Source organism: Chitinophaga sp. 05T412, from assembly GCF_056396465.1.
In genome coordinates this window covers 812,559-829,685 of the sequence record NZ_JBFTLN010000001.1, presented here as the reverse complement: position 1 = coordinate 829,685, position 17,127 = coordinate 812,559, and the positions used below count along the sequence as shown (strand labels likewise).

General features: G+C 44.7%; 15 protein-coding genes. 12 read left to right on the top strand and 3 right to left on the bottom strand.

The genetic code is table 11. The features are described 5' to 3' along the window. The first annotated feature begins 6 nt into the window (after nucleotides 1-6). Nucleotides 7-315: an ATP synthase F1 subunit epsilon gene (atpC, locus tag AC1DFM_RS03190; RefSeq protein ID WP_477075276.1), complete on the top strand. Its 309-nt coding sequence runs from the start codon at nucleotides 7-9 to the stop codon at nucleotides 313-315. 503 nt (nucleotides 316-818) lie between these two features. Here the strand turns inward: atpC and AC1DFM_RS03185 are convergent. Then, entirely contained in the window at nucleotides 819-1,376 is a 558-nt protein-coding gene (locus tag AC1DFM_RS03185) for a YqgE/AlgH family protein (protein ID WP_477075275.1), read from the bottom strand. Between the two features lie 429 nt (nucleotides 1,377-1,805). On the opposite strand from AC1DFM_RS03185, the gene AC1DFM_RS03180 reads away from it, so the two are divergent. Next, a complete protein-coding gene (locus AC1DFM_RS03180; protein WP_477075274.1) occupies nucleotides 1,806-3,182 on the top strand; it encodes a sensor histidine kinase in 1,377 nt (458 codons plus the stop codon). Between the two features lie 16 nt (nucleotides 3,183-3,198). After that, the gene (locus AC1DFM_RS03175; protein ID WP_477075273.1) at nucleotides 3,199-4,011 is read left to right on the top strand and encodes a HesA/MoeB/ThiF family protein; all 813 of its coding nucleotides are present in this window, start codon (nucleotides 3,199-3,201) and stop codon (nucleotides 4,009-4,011) included. A gap of 40 nt (nucleotides 4,012-4,051) precedes the next feature. On the opposite strand, the gene AC1DFM_RS03170 is transcribed toward AC1DFM_RS03175, so the two are convergent. Next, the gene (locus AC1DFM_RS03170; RefSeq protein ID WP_477075272.1) at nucleotides 4,052-4,936 is read right to left on the bottom strand and encodes a S66 peptidase family protein; all 885 of its coding nucleotides are present in this window, start codon (nucleotides 4,934-4,936) and stop codon (nucleotides 4,052-4,054) included. Nucleotides 4,937-5,093: 157 nt separating this feature from the next. Here AC1DFM_RS03170 and metG point away from each other — a divergent pair, with 157 nt between their 5' ends. The 8 genes from metG (at nucleotide 5,094) to lpxB (ending at nucleotide 14,324) form a co-directional block, all read left to right on the top strand. Further along, nucleotides 5,094-7,235, top strand: coding sequence for a methionine--tRNA ligase (gene metG / locus AC1DFM_RS03165; protein WP_477075271.1), 2,142 nt, complete (start codon nucleotides 5,094-5,096; stop codon nucleotides 7,233-7,235). Nucleotides 7,236-7,398: 163 nt separating this feature from the next. After that, nucleotides 7,399-7,776, top strand: coding sequence for a four helix bundle protein (locus AC1DFM_RS03160; protein WP_477075270.1), 378 nt, complete (start codon nucleotides 7,399-7,401; stop codon nucleotides 7,774-7,776). Between the two features lie 26 nt (nucleotides 7,777-7,802). Continuing rightward, nucleotides 7,803-10,205 carry a 3-hydroxyacyl-CoA dehydrogenase/enoyl-CoA hydratase family protein gene (locus AC1DFM_RS03155; protein ID WP_477075269.1) on the top strand — a complete coding sequence of 801 codons (2,403 nt, stop codon included), beginning with the start codon at nucleotides 7,803-7,805 and terminating at the stop codon, nucleotides 10,203-10,205. 97 nt (nucleotides 10,206-10,302) lie between these two features. Next, a complete protein-coding gene (locus AC1DFM_RS03150; protein ID WP_477075268.1) occupies nucleotides 10,303-11,199 on the top strand; it encodes an ABC transporter ATP-binding protein in 897 nt (298 codons plus the stop codon). Beyond that, a complete protein-coding gene (locus tag AC1DFM_RS03145; RefSeq protein WP_477075267.1) occupies nucleotides 11,196-11,975 on the top strand; it encodes an ABC transporter permease in 780 nt (259 codons plus the stop codon). Before AC1DFM_RS03150 ends, AC1DFM_RS03145 begins: the two co-directional genes overlap by 4 nt. A gap of 84 nt (nucleotides 11,976-12,059) precedes the next feature. Next, nucleotides 12,060-12,839 (top strand): 5'/3'-nucleotidase SurE, encoded by a 780-nt coding sequence (gene surE / locus AC1DFM_RS03140; RefSeq protein WP_477075266.1) that lies wholly within the window; start codon nucleotides 12,060-12,062, stop codon nucleotides 12,837-12,839. A gap of 57 nt (nucleotides 12,840-12,896) precedes the next feature. Continuing rightward, entirely contained in the window at nucleotides 12,897-13,202 is a 306-nt protein-coding gene (locus tag AC1DFM_RS03135; protein WP_291922653.1) for a hypothetical protein, read from the top strand. Nucleotides 13,203-13,220: 18 nt separating this feature from the next. Then, the gene (gene lpxB / locus AC1DFM_RS03130; RefSeq protein WP_477075265.1) at nucleotides 13,221-14,324 is read left to right on the top strand and encodes a lipid-A-disaccharide synthase; all 1,104 of its coding nucleotides are present in this window, start codon (nucleotides 13,221-13,223) and stop codon (nucleotides 14,322-14,324) included. On the opposite strand, the gene AC1DFM_RS03125 is transcribed toward lpxB, so the two are convergent. Next, entirely contained in the window at nucleotides 14,321-14,491 is a 171-nt protein-coding gene (locus AC1DFM_RS03125) for a DUF6728 family protein (protein ID WP_366839253.1), read from the bottom strand. The two genes, lpxB and AC1DFM_RS03125, sit on opposite strands and share 4 nt — an antisense overlap. Nucleotides 14,492-14,545: 54 nt before the next feature. Between AC1DFM_RS03125 and AC1DFM_RS03120 the strand changes: the two genes are divergently transcribed. Then, nucleotides 14,546-17,125: a beta-mannosidase gene (locus tag AC1DFM_RS03120; protein ID WP_477075264.1), complete on the top strand. Its 2,580-nt coding sequence runs from the start codon at nucleotides 14,546-14,548 to the stop codon at nucleotides 17,123-17,125. Nucleotides 17,126-17,127: the final 2 nt, after the last annotated feature.

Genomic DNA, 17,127 nt, shown 5'->3' with positions numbered 1-17,127 from the left:
AAGTCAATGATCCCGGTTCCGCCGGGATCATTACCCTTCACCATTTACGATCATAACATGCTATTAGAAGTATTAACACCAGAAAGAAAATTATATGCCGGAGAAGTGTACGGAGTACAACTGCCGGGCATTGACGGTTCTTTTGAAATACTGGATAAACATGCGCCATTAATTGCAGCTCTCGGAAATGGTAAAATGAAAGTGCTGACAGATAAAACTCGCGCCGAGTTTTTCACTATCAGCGGTGGATTCGTGGAAGTGTTGCGCAATAAGGCTACCGTACTCGTAGAAGGCGCTGTAGCAGTGGAAAAATAAGCATACCAGCTAAAGATAATAACCAGGCCGGGTAAGATTACCCGGCCTTTGTTTTGTCCTAACTATTCCAATCTTAGATGACCCGTTTGTAAACAGGACTGCTCACCGGGATTTCCTCTCTATTCATCTATATACAATACATCACTTCCACGGCTATACGAGATAACCGGAGTGATATCCTGTACATCAATAGTCAACCCCTATCAAGGGCTGAGTATATTACCTAATGAATATGCCTTGACAATAAATTATTAGTATTCAGGTACCATCTGGTATCGGTTCGGTTCTATAGAAGGAGCAAAATGTTTTTCATAGGTTTTGCCTTCATAGGTGTATTCTTATCGGTTATTTACTTACCTGAAAACGGGTTATGTAACTGGTAATAATTAGCAATTACTTTAGCAAGATATCTAATTTGTTTTAAATAACTAGCATTCCCGCTGTTCATTTTTAACTTTAAAAAACGAACACGGCCGATGTAGCTCTTTTTCAGATTATTACCATTAGTTTAAGGAAGGATCAATTGGGTAATTTGCCATCATGGCGAAGCTACTGCCAAGATTTTTGAGAGATTGCTGCCATATTTGCTGCTCATTCGATTCAAATACCAGCGCTGCATCTGTTTGAGATAGAATCCACGATTTATCCTTTACTTCTTCTTCCAGCTGTCCTTCTGTCCAACCGGAATACCCAATAAAGAACTTTACCTTGTCAGGGTCTAGTAGGCCCTGATTAAGCGCCGCTACCACCTCGTCAAACTTGCCTCCCCAGTATATACCAGGCATGATTTCCAGCCCCCCGGTAATCAACTCCGGCTGCCGGTGAATAAAATGTATGGTGTCCATCTGTACTGGCCCCCCATAGTAAACAGGTATATTGCCAATGAGTACTTCCGGCACCAGGTCACTCAGCGCTTGGTCGAATAACTTATTGATTACAAAGCCAAAACTCCCTTTCTCCTGGTACTCGCAAAGTAATACTACCGTGCGGGCGAAATTCGGATCTTTTAAAAATGGATCAGCTATCAGCAAAATGCCGGGCGACAAAGTTACCATAGACATACAATTTTATAGCCTGTTCAAATTTAACTAAATGATTGAATAGTAAAGAAAAAAGAGAGGAGAGATAGGAAAAATAAAAAAAGGAGGCTAGAAAACCTCCTTACCATTTTATCAACCAAAATCTAAATCGCTTATGGAACGAATCCACATCGATGTATGTAGAAAGTTTAATTACTTTGTTATGATCTTATACTAATCAAATTTAGTACCAGATTCTGAAGCAAAGGTAAGGAAAGATGAACTAATATAATCAGCAGTGGCCAGTTAAAATTACGTTAAAGTAATGTTGTATTGCTGTTAATAAAGCTGGTTGTCAGAGCCTGCCCGGAATTTTGTATCATAGTTGCTACAGCAATCATCTTTTTTAACATATTTTAGTATTTCTGTACTCTTATCTTTGACGTAAATTAAAGTCTGACAAAAAGTTACATGATACCACTGAAGAAAATTTTTCCCGTTATCGTTGTGCTCATTACCCTGTCCCTGCTGGGAATTATTTACATTCAGGTAAGCTGGATTAAGAGCGCTGTTCTTATTAAACAGGAGCAAATCTTTCAGCGGGCGGTCAGTATGAGTAATGACGTGTATAACGACATGATATCCCGTCGTCAGGCTGCCGTATTGTTTAAGCTGGATAATTCAGCAGTAAAAGATCAATCAGGTGTAGTGAAAGGCTTTAACCTTGATGTTGCCCGCATGGCTTTCAATACCCCGGCAGTGAGCGATTTTTTCACGCCCCAGGAGGTGAAACGTTGCATTCAGGCCAATATGAGGAAAAATCACCTCGATTCTACCAACTTTGAATTCGCTATCCTCGGACTGGTCCCCGGATCAGACATGGCCAATATCAAAATACAGTCGGCCGGATTCGTAAAAATGTACGAGAAAAGCCAGAAAGACAGTCTGAAAAACGTCAATGACTATAAGATACAGGTAATTCCCCTGTCGGAACAAAACGATTACAGCGCCAAAGCCGAACGGCTCATGATTGTTATGCCCATGGACGATTCCATCGCCAAACAACTGGGTATGATGATTACCGGCGGGATACTGTTTACCATCATCATCATCACCGCCTTCGCCCTCACCATCCGAACGTTGCTGAACCAGAAAAAGCTTTCGGAAATAAAGTCGGACTTCATCAATAACATGACCCATGAGCTGAAAACGCCACTGGCCACCATCTCCCTGGCGATAGACGCCATCCGGAATGAAAAAGTCATGTCCAAACCAGAGAAAATCCAATACTTCTCCGGTATTATAAAAGAAGAAAATAAACGCATGAATAAACAGGTGGAAAGCATCCTGCAATCCGCCCTGCTGGAGAAAGACGAAATAGCGCTGAAATTACAGGCCACCGATGCACACGCCGTTATCCAGAATACCACCGATAACCTGCAATTACAACTCGCTGCCAAAAATGGCGTGGTCGACTTGCAACTGGATGCCATCAACCCTATTATCATGGCAGATGATGTGCATTTCTCCAACCTGATCTTTAACCTGATGGACAATGCCATCAAGTATTCCAACGATCAGCTGGAAATAAAAATTCAAACGTATAATACCCGCAAAAGCCTGTTCATCGTGATTGCCGACAATGGTATCGGCATGAGCCGGGATACTATTTCCCGTATCTTTGAAAAATTCTATCGCGCCCACACGGGGAATGTGCATAACGTAAAGGGATTCGGGCTGGGACTCACTTATGTGAAGGCGATTGTAGATGCTCACAAAGGAAAAATTAAAGTGGAAAGCACCATTGGTAAAGGCAGTAAGTTTACCCTGGAGTTTCCGCAGGACTAGATAAACGAGAAAGCACATGATATTGAGTGAAAAAGAGATACAGCATTTCAAACACCCTATTGCCGTGCCAGGCATGGGTATTGGTATGCAGGAAAAGCTGAAGGAAGCACGCGTACTGGTAGTAGGTGCCGGAGGACTGGGCAGTCCGGTGCTGCAATACCTCAGTGCCAGCGGCATTGGTGTACTCGGCATCGCTGATTATGGTGTGATCAATGATGAAGATATGCACCGGCAGCCGGTATACCAGATGCAGGACATCCGTAAGCATAAAGCTAAAATGGCTGCCAGCAGACTTTGGGCGGTAAATCCATATACCAAGCATTATCCTATCCTCATGCAGGTAAAACCGGAATCCATCGGAATGATGCTGGTAGGATTCGACCTGGTGATCGATTGTTCCCAGCATTTGCCCACCCACCTGGTGATCAACGATGCCTGCCTGGTACATAACAAACCCTTTATTATCGGGGAAGTTCATAACTGGATGGCCTGGTTCGCCGGCTTCAACATACCGATGCCGGATGGCTCAAATCCTGCTTCGTACCGTTGTGCATTGCCACTCACAGAGGGTTACCGCAATTTCGATGCAGGCGCTATCGGCGCTACTCATGGCGCATTGGGACTGCAGATGGTGTGTGAAATCGTTAAATATCTGATGGGCGTTTCCGTAGGAATTGCCGGAAAATTATATGGTATTGATTACCTCCATAATCAAACCCAGGTACATGAGTTGCAGGCTGATACTGCGTTGATTGAAAGCACTCGTGCAGCTGGTGTGCTCACTGCAGAAGAATATGGGCTGGAGATAGTACCGGATGTAGAAGATTAAATTATTGCTGTAACTCCCGGCCACCGGGAGTTACAGCCTCCTATATTTCAGATAAGATTGTTTTTGCTCCGATTTTCAATTCATGCTTCACCCCTAATTTCAAGGTATAATTAGCTGCCTGATGCCCACTGGGGAACCCAAAGCAGATAGGATATTCGTAATCCTTGGTGATATTGCTGATAATTTCATATTCTGTTTGACCAAAAGGCGTATCCGTTTCTTTGCCGTCTGTAAAGGCGCCTACTACCAATCCGGCCAGTTTATCCAACCATCCGGCACGTTTCAGATTATACATCAGGCGGTCAATGTTATATCGGTATTCACCGATATCTTCGATCAGCAGGATCTTCCCTTTGGTATTGATTTGCGAAGGTGTTCCGGAAAGATTGGCCAGCAGCGATAAATTACCGCCTACCAATATGCCACTCACTTTACCTTCTTTGTTCAGCGGGTGCGCAGGAGCAGTATAGCGGTATGGCTTGCCTTTCAGGGCAGTAGCCAAACTGTGTACATATTCATTATCTATCGTTTCGGGGGTAATGCCGCTGCACATCATGGAGTGCATGGTGGCGATCCCAAACTGCCGTTGAATATGTGAATGCAGGGTGGTGATATCGCTGTAGCCGCATAGCCACTTGGGTGATTTGCGAAAACGGGTAAAATCCAGTTTGTCGAGGATGCACACCATACCGTAACCACCACGACCGAAAACGATGGCTTTTATTTCGGGGTCGTCGAGCATGTCTTGCAGCTCTTCCAACCGCAGTTCATCCGGTGCAGAAAAATTATGAAAGCTGGTACCTACGGTAATACCGAGATGTACACGATAACCCCAGGAAGTGAGTACACCCCTTGCGTACTCGGCTGCCTGCAGGTCCATTTTGCTGCTGGAGCAGGTAATTCCGATCAGATCACCTTTTTTCAAATATGGCGGAATTTTTACCATTGTACCTTTTGTTTACCTTTGCAGATTAGTTAGCGTAAATTCATTTATTATTTGCTGACTAAGGTGATAAATTGTTATGGTGATTCCAAAAACAATCACCTGATTTAAAGTTTATTTAAGCATTCGTTAAGAGAATATGACAAAATTTAATAGATATTTAATAACTGCGGCATTACCGTATGCGAATGGCCCGGTGCACATTGGCCATCTGGCTGGCTGCTACCTGCCTGCAGATATTTATGTACGTTATTTACGCGCCAAAAAGGCGGATGTAAAATTTGTTTGCGGAACAGATGAACATGGGGTACCCATCACTATTAAAGCGATGAAAGAAGGTATCACTCCGCAGGATGTGGTGGATAAATACCATAAAATTATTGGCGACAGCTTCGCCGCTATGGGTATCTCTTTCGACATCTTTGCCCGTACCAGCGCACCTATCCATCATAAAACTTCCCAGGATTTTTTCCTGAAGATGTACAACGATGGCCTGTTTGAAGAAAAAGAATCAGAACAATATTTCGACCCGGAAAAACAAATGTTCCTGGCCGACCGGTACATTGTAGGTACTTGTCCTAACTGTGGTAACGACAAAGCCTATGGTGACCAGTGTGAGCGCTGCGGCAGAACCCTCAGCCCGGACGAACTCATTAATCCTCATTCTGCTCTGAGCAACGCGCCATTGGTGAAGAAAACCACCAAACACTGGTACATGCCGCTGCAGAACTATGAGCCATGGCTGAAAGAATATATCATTGAAGGCCATAAAGAGTGGAAAAGTAACGTATATGGTCAGTGTAAAAGCTGGCTGGATAGCGGATTGCAAAGCCGTGCGATGACACGCGACAGCAACTGGGGCATCAAAGTTCCTTTGGCAGATGCAGAAGGAAAAGTGCTGTACGTATGGTTTGATGCACCTATTGGTTATATCTCAGCCACCAAAGAACTCACTGAAAACTGGGCAGACTACTGGTGTAAAGACGATACCAAACTGGTGCACTTCATTGGTAAGGATAACATCGTATTCCACTGCATTATTTTCCCAGCCATGTTGAAAGCCCATGGTGGCTTTGTGGTGCCTGATAATGTACCTGCAAACGAGTTCCTGAATATTGAAGGCGAAAAAGTATCTACCTCCCGTAACTGGGCAGTATGGGTGAACGACTATATCAAAGACTTCCCTGATCAACAGGATGTGCTGCGTTATGTACTTTGCTCAACCGCACCGGAAACAAAAGATAACGACTTTACGTGGAAAGATTTCCAGGACCGCAATAACAATGAACTGGCAGATAATTTCGGCAACTTTGTGAACAGGGCGTTGGTGCTCATGCACAAGTTATGCAATGATAGAGTCCCGCCATTACACGACGCTTACATGAATGATGGTGATCGTGAAATGCTACAGGAATTCGGACTGGCTAAAGAAAGAATTGAGGCTAGCCTTGAAAACTATCGTTTCAGAGAAGCATTGGCGGAAGTAATGGCTTTTTCTAAAAAAGGAAATGGATATCTACAGCAGAATGAGCCTTGGATATTGGCCAGTGTAATTGATAACCTGAAGGCAGGCACCTGGAACGAAAAGCATGATAAGTATAAAGGGCAAAGTGAAGAGTTTTTGCGTGCACGTATTGATATTTCCTTACACGTTGCGTTGCAGATGACCGCGAATCTCGCCATCTTCTGTCATCCGTTTATGCCATTTACTGCTAAGAAAATCTGTCACATGTTGTCTGTGGTAGACCGTATGCTGGAATGGGATAATGCTGGTAGCCAGAAATTACTGAACGTAAATTATCCACTTAACAGAACACCAGAGCTGTTATTCCAGAAAATAGAGAACGAACAGGTAAAGGCACAGGTGGAAAAACTCCATGCAGGTTTGAAACAGGCAATGGAAGCCGCTGCAGCAGCTGCTCCTGCGCAAGCAGAAGCACCTATAGCACCTCCTAAACCTGAAATCCAATACGACGATTTCGCCAAACTGGATCTCCGCGTAGGCACCATCCTGCAAGCAGAAAAAGTGGCAAAAGCGGATAAATTACTCAAATTGCTGGTAGATATTGGTACTGAACAACGTACCGTCGTATCAGGTATCGCCGCGCACTTCGCACCGGAAGATATTATCGGTAAACAAGTAACGCTCGTAGCCAACCTGGCTCCCCGCAAAATGCGCGGTATTGAAAGTCAGGGTATGATCCTCATGGCTGAAGATAACGGGAAACTGGTGTTTGTCAACCCTGCCGAAGCGGTAAAGCCAGGCAGTGGAGTAAACTGATTAAGCTGTTAGCAGTTAGCTATTAGCTGTTAGCGAGCGGAGATAAAAGCAGAGTTTAATTTTTGAACAATAATTTAAAAATAAGCCGGTACCTGACGTATCGGCTTACTTTTTTATATTTGTCATGTGAGATGTAAATGTTAACCCAATAATCTTTCATCCAATGAGAAATTTCAGAAATCTGATTGTTTGGCAGAGATCTTTTAATCTCTGCTTAAGAATTTATGATCTTACAAAATCATTCCCTCCAGATGAAAAATTTGGGTTGGTCAGTCAATTAAGAAGAGCAGCCGTTTCCATTCCCAGTAATATTGCTGAAGGCGCGGCCCAACAAACTGATCTACACTTCAAAAAATTCCTGCTGGCAGCCATTGGCTCCTCTTTTGAAATAGAAACTCAATTGTTAATCTCTTCCCAAATTTATCCATCCCTTCAAAAAAGTATTACAGAAATCATCCTTCCGTTATTGATTGAAGTCCAAAAAATGCTAAATTCAATGATTAGTAAACTGACAACCGCTGTAAGCTCCGCTAAAGACTAACTGCTAACAGCTAAAAGCTAAAAGCTATGACGAGACACATCAACAAAGTAGCCGTTTTAGGCTCGGGAGTAATGGGATCAAGGATTGCCTGTCACTTTGCAGGCATTGGTGTACAGGTTTTACTGCTGGATATAGCCCCCAAAGAGCTGAATGACGCGGAAAAGAAGAAGAACCTGCCCCTGGACCATCCCGCTGTGAAGAACCGGATTGTGAATGATGCACTGCAGGCTGCCATAAAATCTAATCCATCGCCGGTGTTTACTAAGGACGTAGTGAAACGCATTAAAACCGGCAACTTCACCGATGATATGAAACGTGTGGCGGAAGTAGACTGGATCATCGAAGTAGTAGTGGAAAATCTCGACGTAAAGAAAATTGTGTTTGAACAGGTAGAACAATTCCGTAAACCGGGAACACTGATTACCTCCAACACGTCCGGTATTCCAATTCACCTGATGACAGAAGGCCGCAGCGCCGACTTCCAAAAACATTTCTGCGGCACGCACTTCTTTAACCCGCCCCGCTATCTCCGTTTACTGGAAATAATTCCTACACCACATACAGATCCTGCTATTATAGATTTCCTGATGCACTACGGTGATCTTTACCTCGGTAAAACAACTGTGTTGTGTAAAGATACCCCGGCGTTTATCGCTAATCGGGTCGGCGTGTTTTCTATCATGGCCATTTTCCACATCATGCAGGAAATGGGATTGGGCGTAGATGAAATAGATGCCCTCACCGGACCGGTAATTGGTCGTCCTAAGTCGGCCACCTTCCGTACCGCAGATGTGGTAGGGATAGATACCCTGGTAAAAGTAGCCAAAGGTGTGATGGACAACTGTCCGCAGGATGAAGCCATCGGCATTTTCAAAATACCCGGCTTCCTGCAGAAAGTAGTGGAAAATAACTGGCTGGGAGATAAAACCGGACAGGGATTTTATAAGAAAACCAAGGGAGAAGGCGGCAGCAAAGAAATTCTGACGCTGAACCTGCAAACCATGGAATATGGCCCTAAAGTGAGGGCGAAGTTTGCCAGCATAGACGCGGCAAAACCAGTGGAAGACCTGAAACAACGCATCAAAATGCTTTCCGCTGCATCCGACAAAGCAGGCGAATTTTACAAACAATTTCATGCATACCTGTTCTCCTATGTTTCTCACCGCATTCCGGAAATAGCAGATGATCTTTATAAAGTGGATGACGCCATGAAAGCCGGCTTCGGCTGGGAAATAGGGCCATTCGAAACCTGGGATCTGCTGGGTGTGGAAGCATCGGTGAAACTCGTGGAAGAAAAAGGTCTCACCGTAGCCCAATGGGTGAAAGATATGCTGGGCAAGGGAATTAAGTCGTTCTATAAAGTAGATAACGGTAAGAAATTCTATTATGACGCCGCTTCCCAGGCTTATAAAACATTGCCGGGAGAAGGTCAGTTCATTATCCTCGAGAATTTCTCTAACAATATTGTCTGGAAAAATAGCGCCTGCAACCTCATTGACATTGGAGACGGCGTGGTTTGCTTCGACTGGAAAACAAAAATGAATACCATCGGCGGCGAAGTGCTGGAAGGGCTGAACAAAGCGATAGACCGCGCGGAGAAAGACTTCCGGGGACTAGTAGTTGGTAATGAAGGCACTAACTTTTCTGCCGGCGCCAATGTGGGGATGATTTTCATGCTGGCAGCCGAACAGGAATATGATGAACTGGATATGGCGGTGCGCCTGTTCCAGCGTAGTACTATGCGTTTACGTTACTCCTCCGTACCGGTAGTAGTAGCGCCACATGCACTCACCCTCGGTGGTGGTTGCGAAATGTGCTTACACGCAGATAAAGTACAGGCAGCGGCCGAAACCTATATCGGCCTCGTGGAACTGGGTGTAGGCCTGATTCCTGGCGGCGGTGGTACCAAAGAAATGACGCTTCGCGCCAGCCTGGAATTTAAAGAAGGACGTATTGAAGAAGAACCACTGAAAGATTACTTCATGACCGTGGCTACCGCCAAAGTAGCTACCTCCGGTTTTGAAGGCTTTGATATGGGCGTGATGCGCAAAGGACATGATGAAGTAACCATGAATCTCAGTCGCCTCATTGCGGATGCCAAACGCAGCGTGATCGCCATGGCGGATGAAGGATATACCCGTCCGGTAGAGAGAACAGATATCAAAGTGATGGGTCGTGGTGCTTTGGGGGCCTTATTGGCAGGCGTTTACGCCATGAAATTTGGTAACTATATTTCTGAGCATGACCAAAAAGTAGCGAATAAACTGGCTTATGTAATGTGCGGTGGAGATTTGACAGAGGCCTCTTTTGTAAGCGAACAATACCTGCTGGACCTGGAGCGTGAAGCATTCCTGAGCCTTTGCGGGGAGCGTAAAACATTGGAACGCCTGCAAAGTGTGATTAAAACGGGTAAGCCTGTACGAAACTAAAAACTGTTATTTTAATTTAGGGGAAATGTAGTGAAGATTAGCCATAAGATCATTCGCTGCATTTCCCTTTTTTATTGTCCATTTTTAATTATTTCCCGTGCCAATTCTTTCCTTAAAAAATGTATCCAAGAAATACGGACCGGTACAGGCGCTGTCGGATATTTCCTTCGACGTGCCCGCTGGTAGTGTTTTTGGTGTGCTGGGTCCCAATGGTAGCGGCAAAACCACGCTGCTGGGCATTGTGACCGATGTACTCAAAGCCGACACCGGTAGTTTTACCTTGTTTGATAAAACTCCTACTGCCCGTGAACGGCAGCAGATCGGGACTTTGCTGGAAACGCCCAATTTTTACCATTACCTCAGTGGATATAAAAACCTGGAAATTTCCGCGGCTATCAAGCGACGCAACAAAGCAGATATTGCCCGTGTACTGGAGGTCTGCGGCCTTACGCAACGGCAGCATTCTCCGTTCAAAACGTATTCATTAGGCATGAAGCAACGGTTGGCGCTGGCATCGGTGCTGCTGGGTGACCCGGACGTATTGATCCTTGATGAACCTACTAACGGACTTGATCCTTCCGGGATTGCTGAGGTGAGAAGCCTGGTACGCAAACTGGCAGATACCGGCAAAACCATTATCCTGGCCAGTCACCTGCTCGATGAAGTAGAAAAAGTATGTACACATGTGGCTATTATCCGGTCAGGAAAATTATTGTTGTCGGGAGCGGTGAATGAAGTGATTAGCCGCAATGATTTTGTGGAGTTATCGGCGGCCGACAATGCTACGTTGAAAGCTGCGCTGCTGCAATATCCTGGTTGTACCGGTGCGGAAATCTCCGGTGATATGGTGAAGGCTTACTTTTCAGCAGCACCCGATGCGGCTGCTATCAACAGCTATTGCGGGCAACGGGGCATTTGGCTGAATCATCTGCAACGCCGGAAGAAGAGTCTGGAAACGGCATTCCTGGAAATCACTAATAACGCTACTGCATGAAACAAATTATCTATACCGAATGGTTGAAAGTAAAGACCTATCGTACTTTTTGGGCCATGTTGCTGCTGGCGCTGATTATCATTCCTGCGGCCAATTTTCTGGGAGCAGATAAGTTGAGTGAAAGGGAATTTAAGCAAGTGAGCAAGATGTTGGGCAATCCGTTCAGCTTCCCGGATGTATGGCAAACCATGGCATCCATGAATAGCTATATGTCGCTGTTGTTCGGATTATTGCTCATTATCCTGGTTACTAATGAATATACTTATCGCACCAACCGGCAAAATGTGATTGATGGCTGGGAGCGACGGGAATTTGTGTATGCCAAGCTGTTCTGGCTGGTGGCTATTTCGCTGATGACCTTACTGGTAGCTACTATTAGCGCTACGCTGGTGGGAGTGATTTATGGAGATAAGTCGTTTAGCCTGGAAGGGTACCAGTATATGCTGTATTATTTCCTGCAACTCAATGTGATGCTGACTATTGCGCTGTTGATCAGTGTGTTGGTAAAACGGGCAGGGCTGGCCATTGTATTATTCATGGCTTATAATATCATGCTGGATCAGCTGTTGTCTTCTATCCTTAAAAAATATGTAGGACCAGTAGGCGGACTACTACCACTGCAAAGTGGAGACGAAATACTGCCGTGGCCGATGGTAAGCAAGATGGTATCCAGCGGAACAGAATATGATACTTATGTATATATAACCGCCATGTTCGTGTACATAGCACTAGGCATCTATCTGGTTTTCAGGAAAATATTAAAATCCGATCTGTAGAATTATCCATATATTTCACATTCTTTTAAAGCGAAATGTTTAGCAGAGAGCTTAAATTTGTGCTGCAAAGCAAAAATGTGAATTATGGCTAAAAAGGAACGGGTAATTTTGGTAACGAATGATGACGGCATTACGGCGCCGGGCATCCGTGCATTGATTGAGGCTGTAAAGCCATTGGGCAAAGTGGTAGTGGTAGCACCGGATAGTCCGCAGTCGGGTAAAGGGCATGCGATTACCATTGGTACTCCTTTGCGTTTGAATCAGGTCGATATTTTTGAAGGCATAGAAGCATGGCAATGTTCCGGTACACCGGTTGATTGTGTGAAACTGGCCCGCGATAAAATACTCCATGGGAATAAGCCGGATATTTGTGTGAGCGGAATTAACCATGGCGCTAATCATTCCATTAACGTTATTTATTCCGGTACGATGTCGGCAGCTATGGAAGCGGCTATTGAAGGTATTCCATCTGTTGGTTTCTCTTTCCTGGAATATAGTTATGATGCGGATTTTTCTTTACCAAAGAAAGTAGCGCATGATGTCACCAAACGTATGCTGGAATCTGATTTGCCTGCGGGCACGTTGTTTAACGTGAATATTCCTATTGTCAGCGAAGCCGCATTTAAAGGACTGAAAATATGCCGGCAGGCAGATGCCAAGTGGGTAGAGGAATTTGACGAACGCCGGGACCCACATGGGAAAAAATATTATTGGTTAACAGGAGAATTCAAAAACCGGGATACAGGCGATGATACAGACGTATGGGCATTGGATAATAACTATGCGTCTATGGTACCGGTACAGTTTGACCTGACTAACTATTCATTGAAAAAGAAGCTGGAAGCGGATTGGAAAGATTTGTAAAGAAATAGATTCTCTTACAAAAAAGCCCAACGCCAAGAGCTAAATGCTACTATCTGTATGTTAAAAAAAGACAATCTTTCATTAGGGATTTTGCTGGGGTTACTAACGCCGGTGGCCGCGTTTTTTCTGTACTATATTTTTGTGATCCGGCTGAAACATACCGATGTTGGATTCGGCCAGTTTTTGGGTATCATCAAAGACAACCGGCAAATGTTGCCTAAGCTCACCAGTATCTGTTTGTTACTGAATGGGCTGGTATTTTTCCTGTACACCAGAAAACGGCTGGATATCACGGCCAAAGGCATTTTCCTGATGACTATGTTGTATGCGATTGTCATTTTATTACTTAAACTCATCAGATAATTTTTAATTTATACGAAGTTGAAATATTACATTATTGCAGGAGAGGCGTCAGGTGATTTGCATGGCAGTAATCTTGTAAAACAATTAAGGCAGCTGGATACGTCTGCGGATATACGCAGTTGGGGTGGTGATTTGATGGAAGCTGCCGGAGCCCACGTGGTAAAGCATTACAAGGAGCTGGCTTTTATGGGTTTTGTGGAAGTGGTGATGAATCTGCGTACTATTTTGCGTAATATAGATATCTGTAAAAAAGATATTGCCGCCTACCAGCCAGATGTGTTGGTACTGGTAGATTACCCCGGTTTCAATATGCGGATTGCAGAATGGGGCAAACAGCAAGGCTATAAAATAGTATACTATATTTCTCCGCAGGTATGGGCCTGGAAAGAGAATCGCGTAAAGAAACTTAAGCAGAGTGTGGACAAAATGCTCTGTATTCTTCCCTTCGAAAAAGCCTTCTATCACAAATGGAATTACGAAGTAGAATATGTAGGACATCCGTTGGTAGAAGTAATTAAAGCAGCAAAAGAACAACCGGCAGATGCGCCGTTGTCCGATAAACCCGTGATTGCTGTATTGCCCGGCAGCCGTAAGCAGGAGGTAAGTGTAAAGTTGCCGATCATGCTCACCATGGCGAAACACTTTCCGGAGTACCAATTCATTGTAGCACAGGCGCCAAGTTTAGATGACCATTTCCTGGAAGCGCTGACTGGTCAGCATCCTAACGTGTCTATGGTAAAGGGCCAAACGTACAATTTGTTGCGTCAGACGAAAGCTGCACTGGTCACATCAGGTACCGCCACGCTGGAAACAGCTTTGTTTGGCGTGCCGGAAGTAGTATGCTATAAAGGCAATCCGATCTCTTATTTCTTCGCCAAACACCTCATCAAGGTAAAGTATATCTCGCTCGTTAACCTGGTAATGGACAAATTGGTGGTAAAAGAGCTGATTCAACATGATCTCACGGAAGAGAACCTGCTGAAAGAACTGACCGCTTTATTGAAAGGCGATGCCGCCAGAAACCGCGTCATGAAAGACTATGCGGAATTATGGCATAAGCTGGGGGAAAAGGACGCTTCCCGTCGTGCAGCAGAAGTGATTTATGAATATGCGATCGCTTAATGCCTTCTGATCAGCTTAATGATCATAATAATAATCGCGATAATAAAAAGTAACAAGGATATTCTGTTCATCCCATGCATCATTGCCACATACCGTGTTTTTGGTGCATTGGGGTCCTTCTTACCTATGTAGAGATACCTCAATATTTGTTGCCAGACACTTTTCATTTCTCAAAGATCGTAAATCAGTATTATTTTTGGTTCTTCTGAAAAAATAAGAACATGAAATATATTCTGTTTACTGCTTGTTTGTTTTTAGTCGTTTTTGCCCAGGTTGCAGCGCAGGACAACAGCCACCATTCACTGTCTTCCGGATGGGAATATTCCCGTGCCGATGAAGGTATCTGGAGGCCAGCCACGGTACCGGGTACTGTTCACACTGATTTACTAGCCCAGCATTTAATTCCGGACCCGTTTGTAGGTACCAATGAAAAAGCCGTACAATGGGTAGATAAGAAAGACTGGCAATACCGCAAAAAGTGGAAACTGAAAAAAGAGGAGCTTCGTTTTGATGTAATAGAGTTGGAGTTCAAAGGTTTGGATACTTATGCAGATGTATACCTCAACAATCATTTGATACTACAGTCGTCCAACATGTTTGTATCACATATTGTCAATGTCAAAGAATGGCTGGTGGCGGGTGACAATGAATTACGTATCCTGTTTAAAAGTCCGGTTAAAACGGACATGCCCAAATTTCTGCAGGATAGCATCCTTTATCCTGCCGGCAACGACGCCAGCGATATTGCTTTAAGTATTTACGCCCGCAAGGCGCCCTACCACTACGGTTGGGATTGGGGCCCACGCCTGGTAACTTCCGGTATCTGGCGCCCGGTTTATCTGCATAGCTGGAATAAAGCCACTATCCGGGATGTGTATTGGCAGCAGCAAAAACTGGATACCGCAATGGCGGAAATGACAGCGGAAGTAACGATCGCTGTCGCCACAGCAGGAAACTACAAAGTACAGTTACAATCAATGACACCAAATGCAAAAGCGCCGGAACTGGCGGTGCAAACGGTGCAGCTATCTGCCGGCGATAATGTGATAAAAGTACCTTTCAGCATTAAAAAGCCTGCATTATGGTGGCCATCTGGCATGGGCGATCCCGTGCAATATACGCTGCAAGCCAATTTGCTGGATAATAAAAAAGTAATTGCCTCCCAACGCAATAAGGTAGGGCTGCGTACTATTGAAGTTGTGAATAAGCCAGACAGTCTGGGAGAATCTTTCTATATAAAAGTAAATGGTAAGCCTGTGTTTATGAAGGGCGCCAATTACATTCCACAGGATAATTTCCTGCCGAGAGTCACCAAAGAAAAACAGGAAAAGCTGTTCGCCGATATGACGGAGTCTCACTTCAATATGGTGCGTGTATGGGGTGGTGGTATTTATGAAGATGACCTGTTTTATCAACTCGCTGACGAGAACGGTATCCTGGTGTGGCAGGACTTTATGTTTGCCTGTACGCTTTATCCTTCAGACCCTGCTTTTCTGGATAATGTAAAACAAGAAGCGGCAGATAACATCAAACGTCTGCGCAATCATCCTTCCATCGCGTTATGGTGCGGTAATAATGAAGTGGCAGTAGCGATTAAAAACTGGGGCTGGGAAAGCGGATACGCCTATACGAAACCGCAGTGGCAAAGTCTTTTGAAAGGTTATGATCAGTTGTTCAAAGAGCTACTACCGCAGCAGGTGGCGGCCCATCAGCCGGGAACATTCTACTTCCACTCTTCTCCTATCAGCAACTGGGGCAAAGTGGAAGACTTCACCAAAGGGGACAACCACTACTGGGGCGTATGGCATGGGATGGAATGGTTCGAAGCCTTTAATACACATATTCCCCGCTTTATGAGTGAATATGGTTTTCAGTCCTTCCCTTCCATGGAAACGATCCGCACATTTGCCACCAAAGCCGATGACGATATTTTTTCCAATGTGATGCAATCGCATCAAAAGAGCCCTGCTAAAGGGAATGCGGCTATCAAAACATATATGCTGCATTACTACCGGGAGCCGAAAGATTTTTCTTCATTTGTATATCTCAGCCAGGTGCTCCAGGCGGAAGGTATGAAAGTAGCCATAGAAGCGCACCGCAGAGCCATGCCTTATTGCATGGGTACACTTTACTGGCAGCTGAATGATTGCTGGCCGGGTGCATCCTGGTCGGGCCGTGAATACAACGGTCGCTGGAAAGCGCTGCAGTATTATGTAAAGGAGGCCTTTAAGCCTTGCCTGGTATCTAATGTAATAGAGAAAGGACAACTTTGTACCTATGCGGTAACGGATGGAATGCAGGGTGCTGCGCAGTTAAAGCTGACCGCCGTAGACCTCACCGGAAAAGTAATCTGGCAGGAAGAAGTAAAGGATGTTCAATTAAATAATAATACCAGTGTCCGGCTGCATGCAGTAGATACGGCAGCCGTTTTAAAGGGAAAAAGCGGGTCAACGGTAATATTCTATGCGCAATTGCGAATTGACAATAAGGATATCGCAAGAAATATCTTTTATTTCGCTCCTGCGAAGGAGATGAATCTGGAAACACCACACCTGGAAATAGTCACCAGCAAAATAGCCAGCGATAAAGATGCGGTATACATCCGTCTAAAAACGGATAAGCTGGTGAGAAATGTTTATTTGTCGCTGGAAAACGCGCCGGCGGCCACGCATTTTGAAGAGAATTATTTCGACCTGTTGCCCGGTGAAACCCGGACAATCAGATTGCAAACAAATCAATTGCCTGAAATTGTTCAGCAGGCATTGAAGATAACCACATTAGAATCCACTTATAAACACTGACG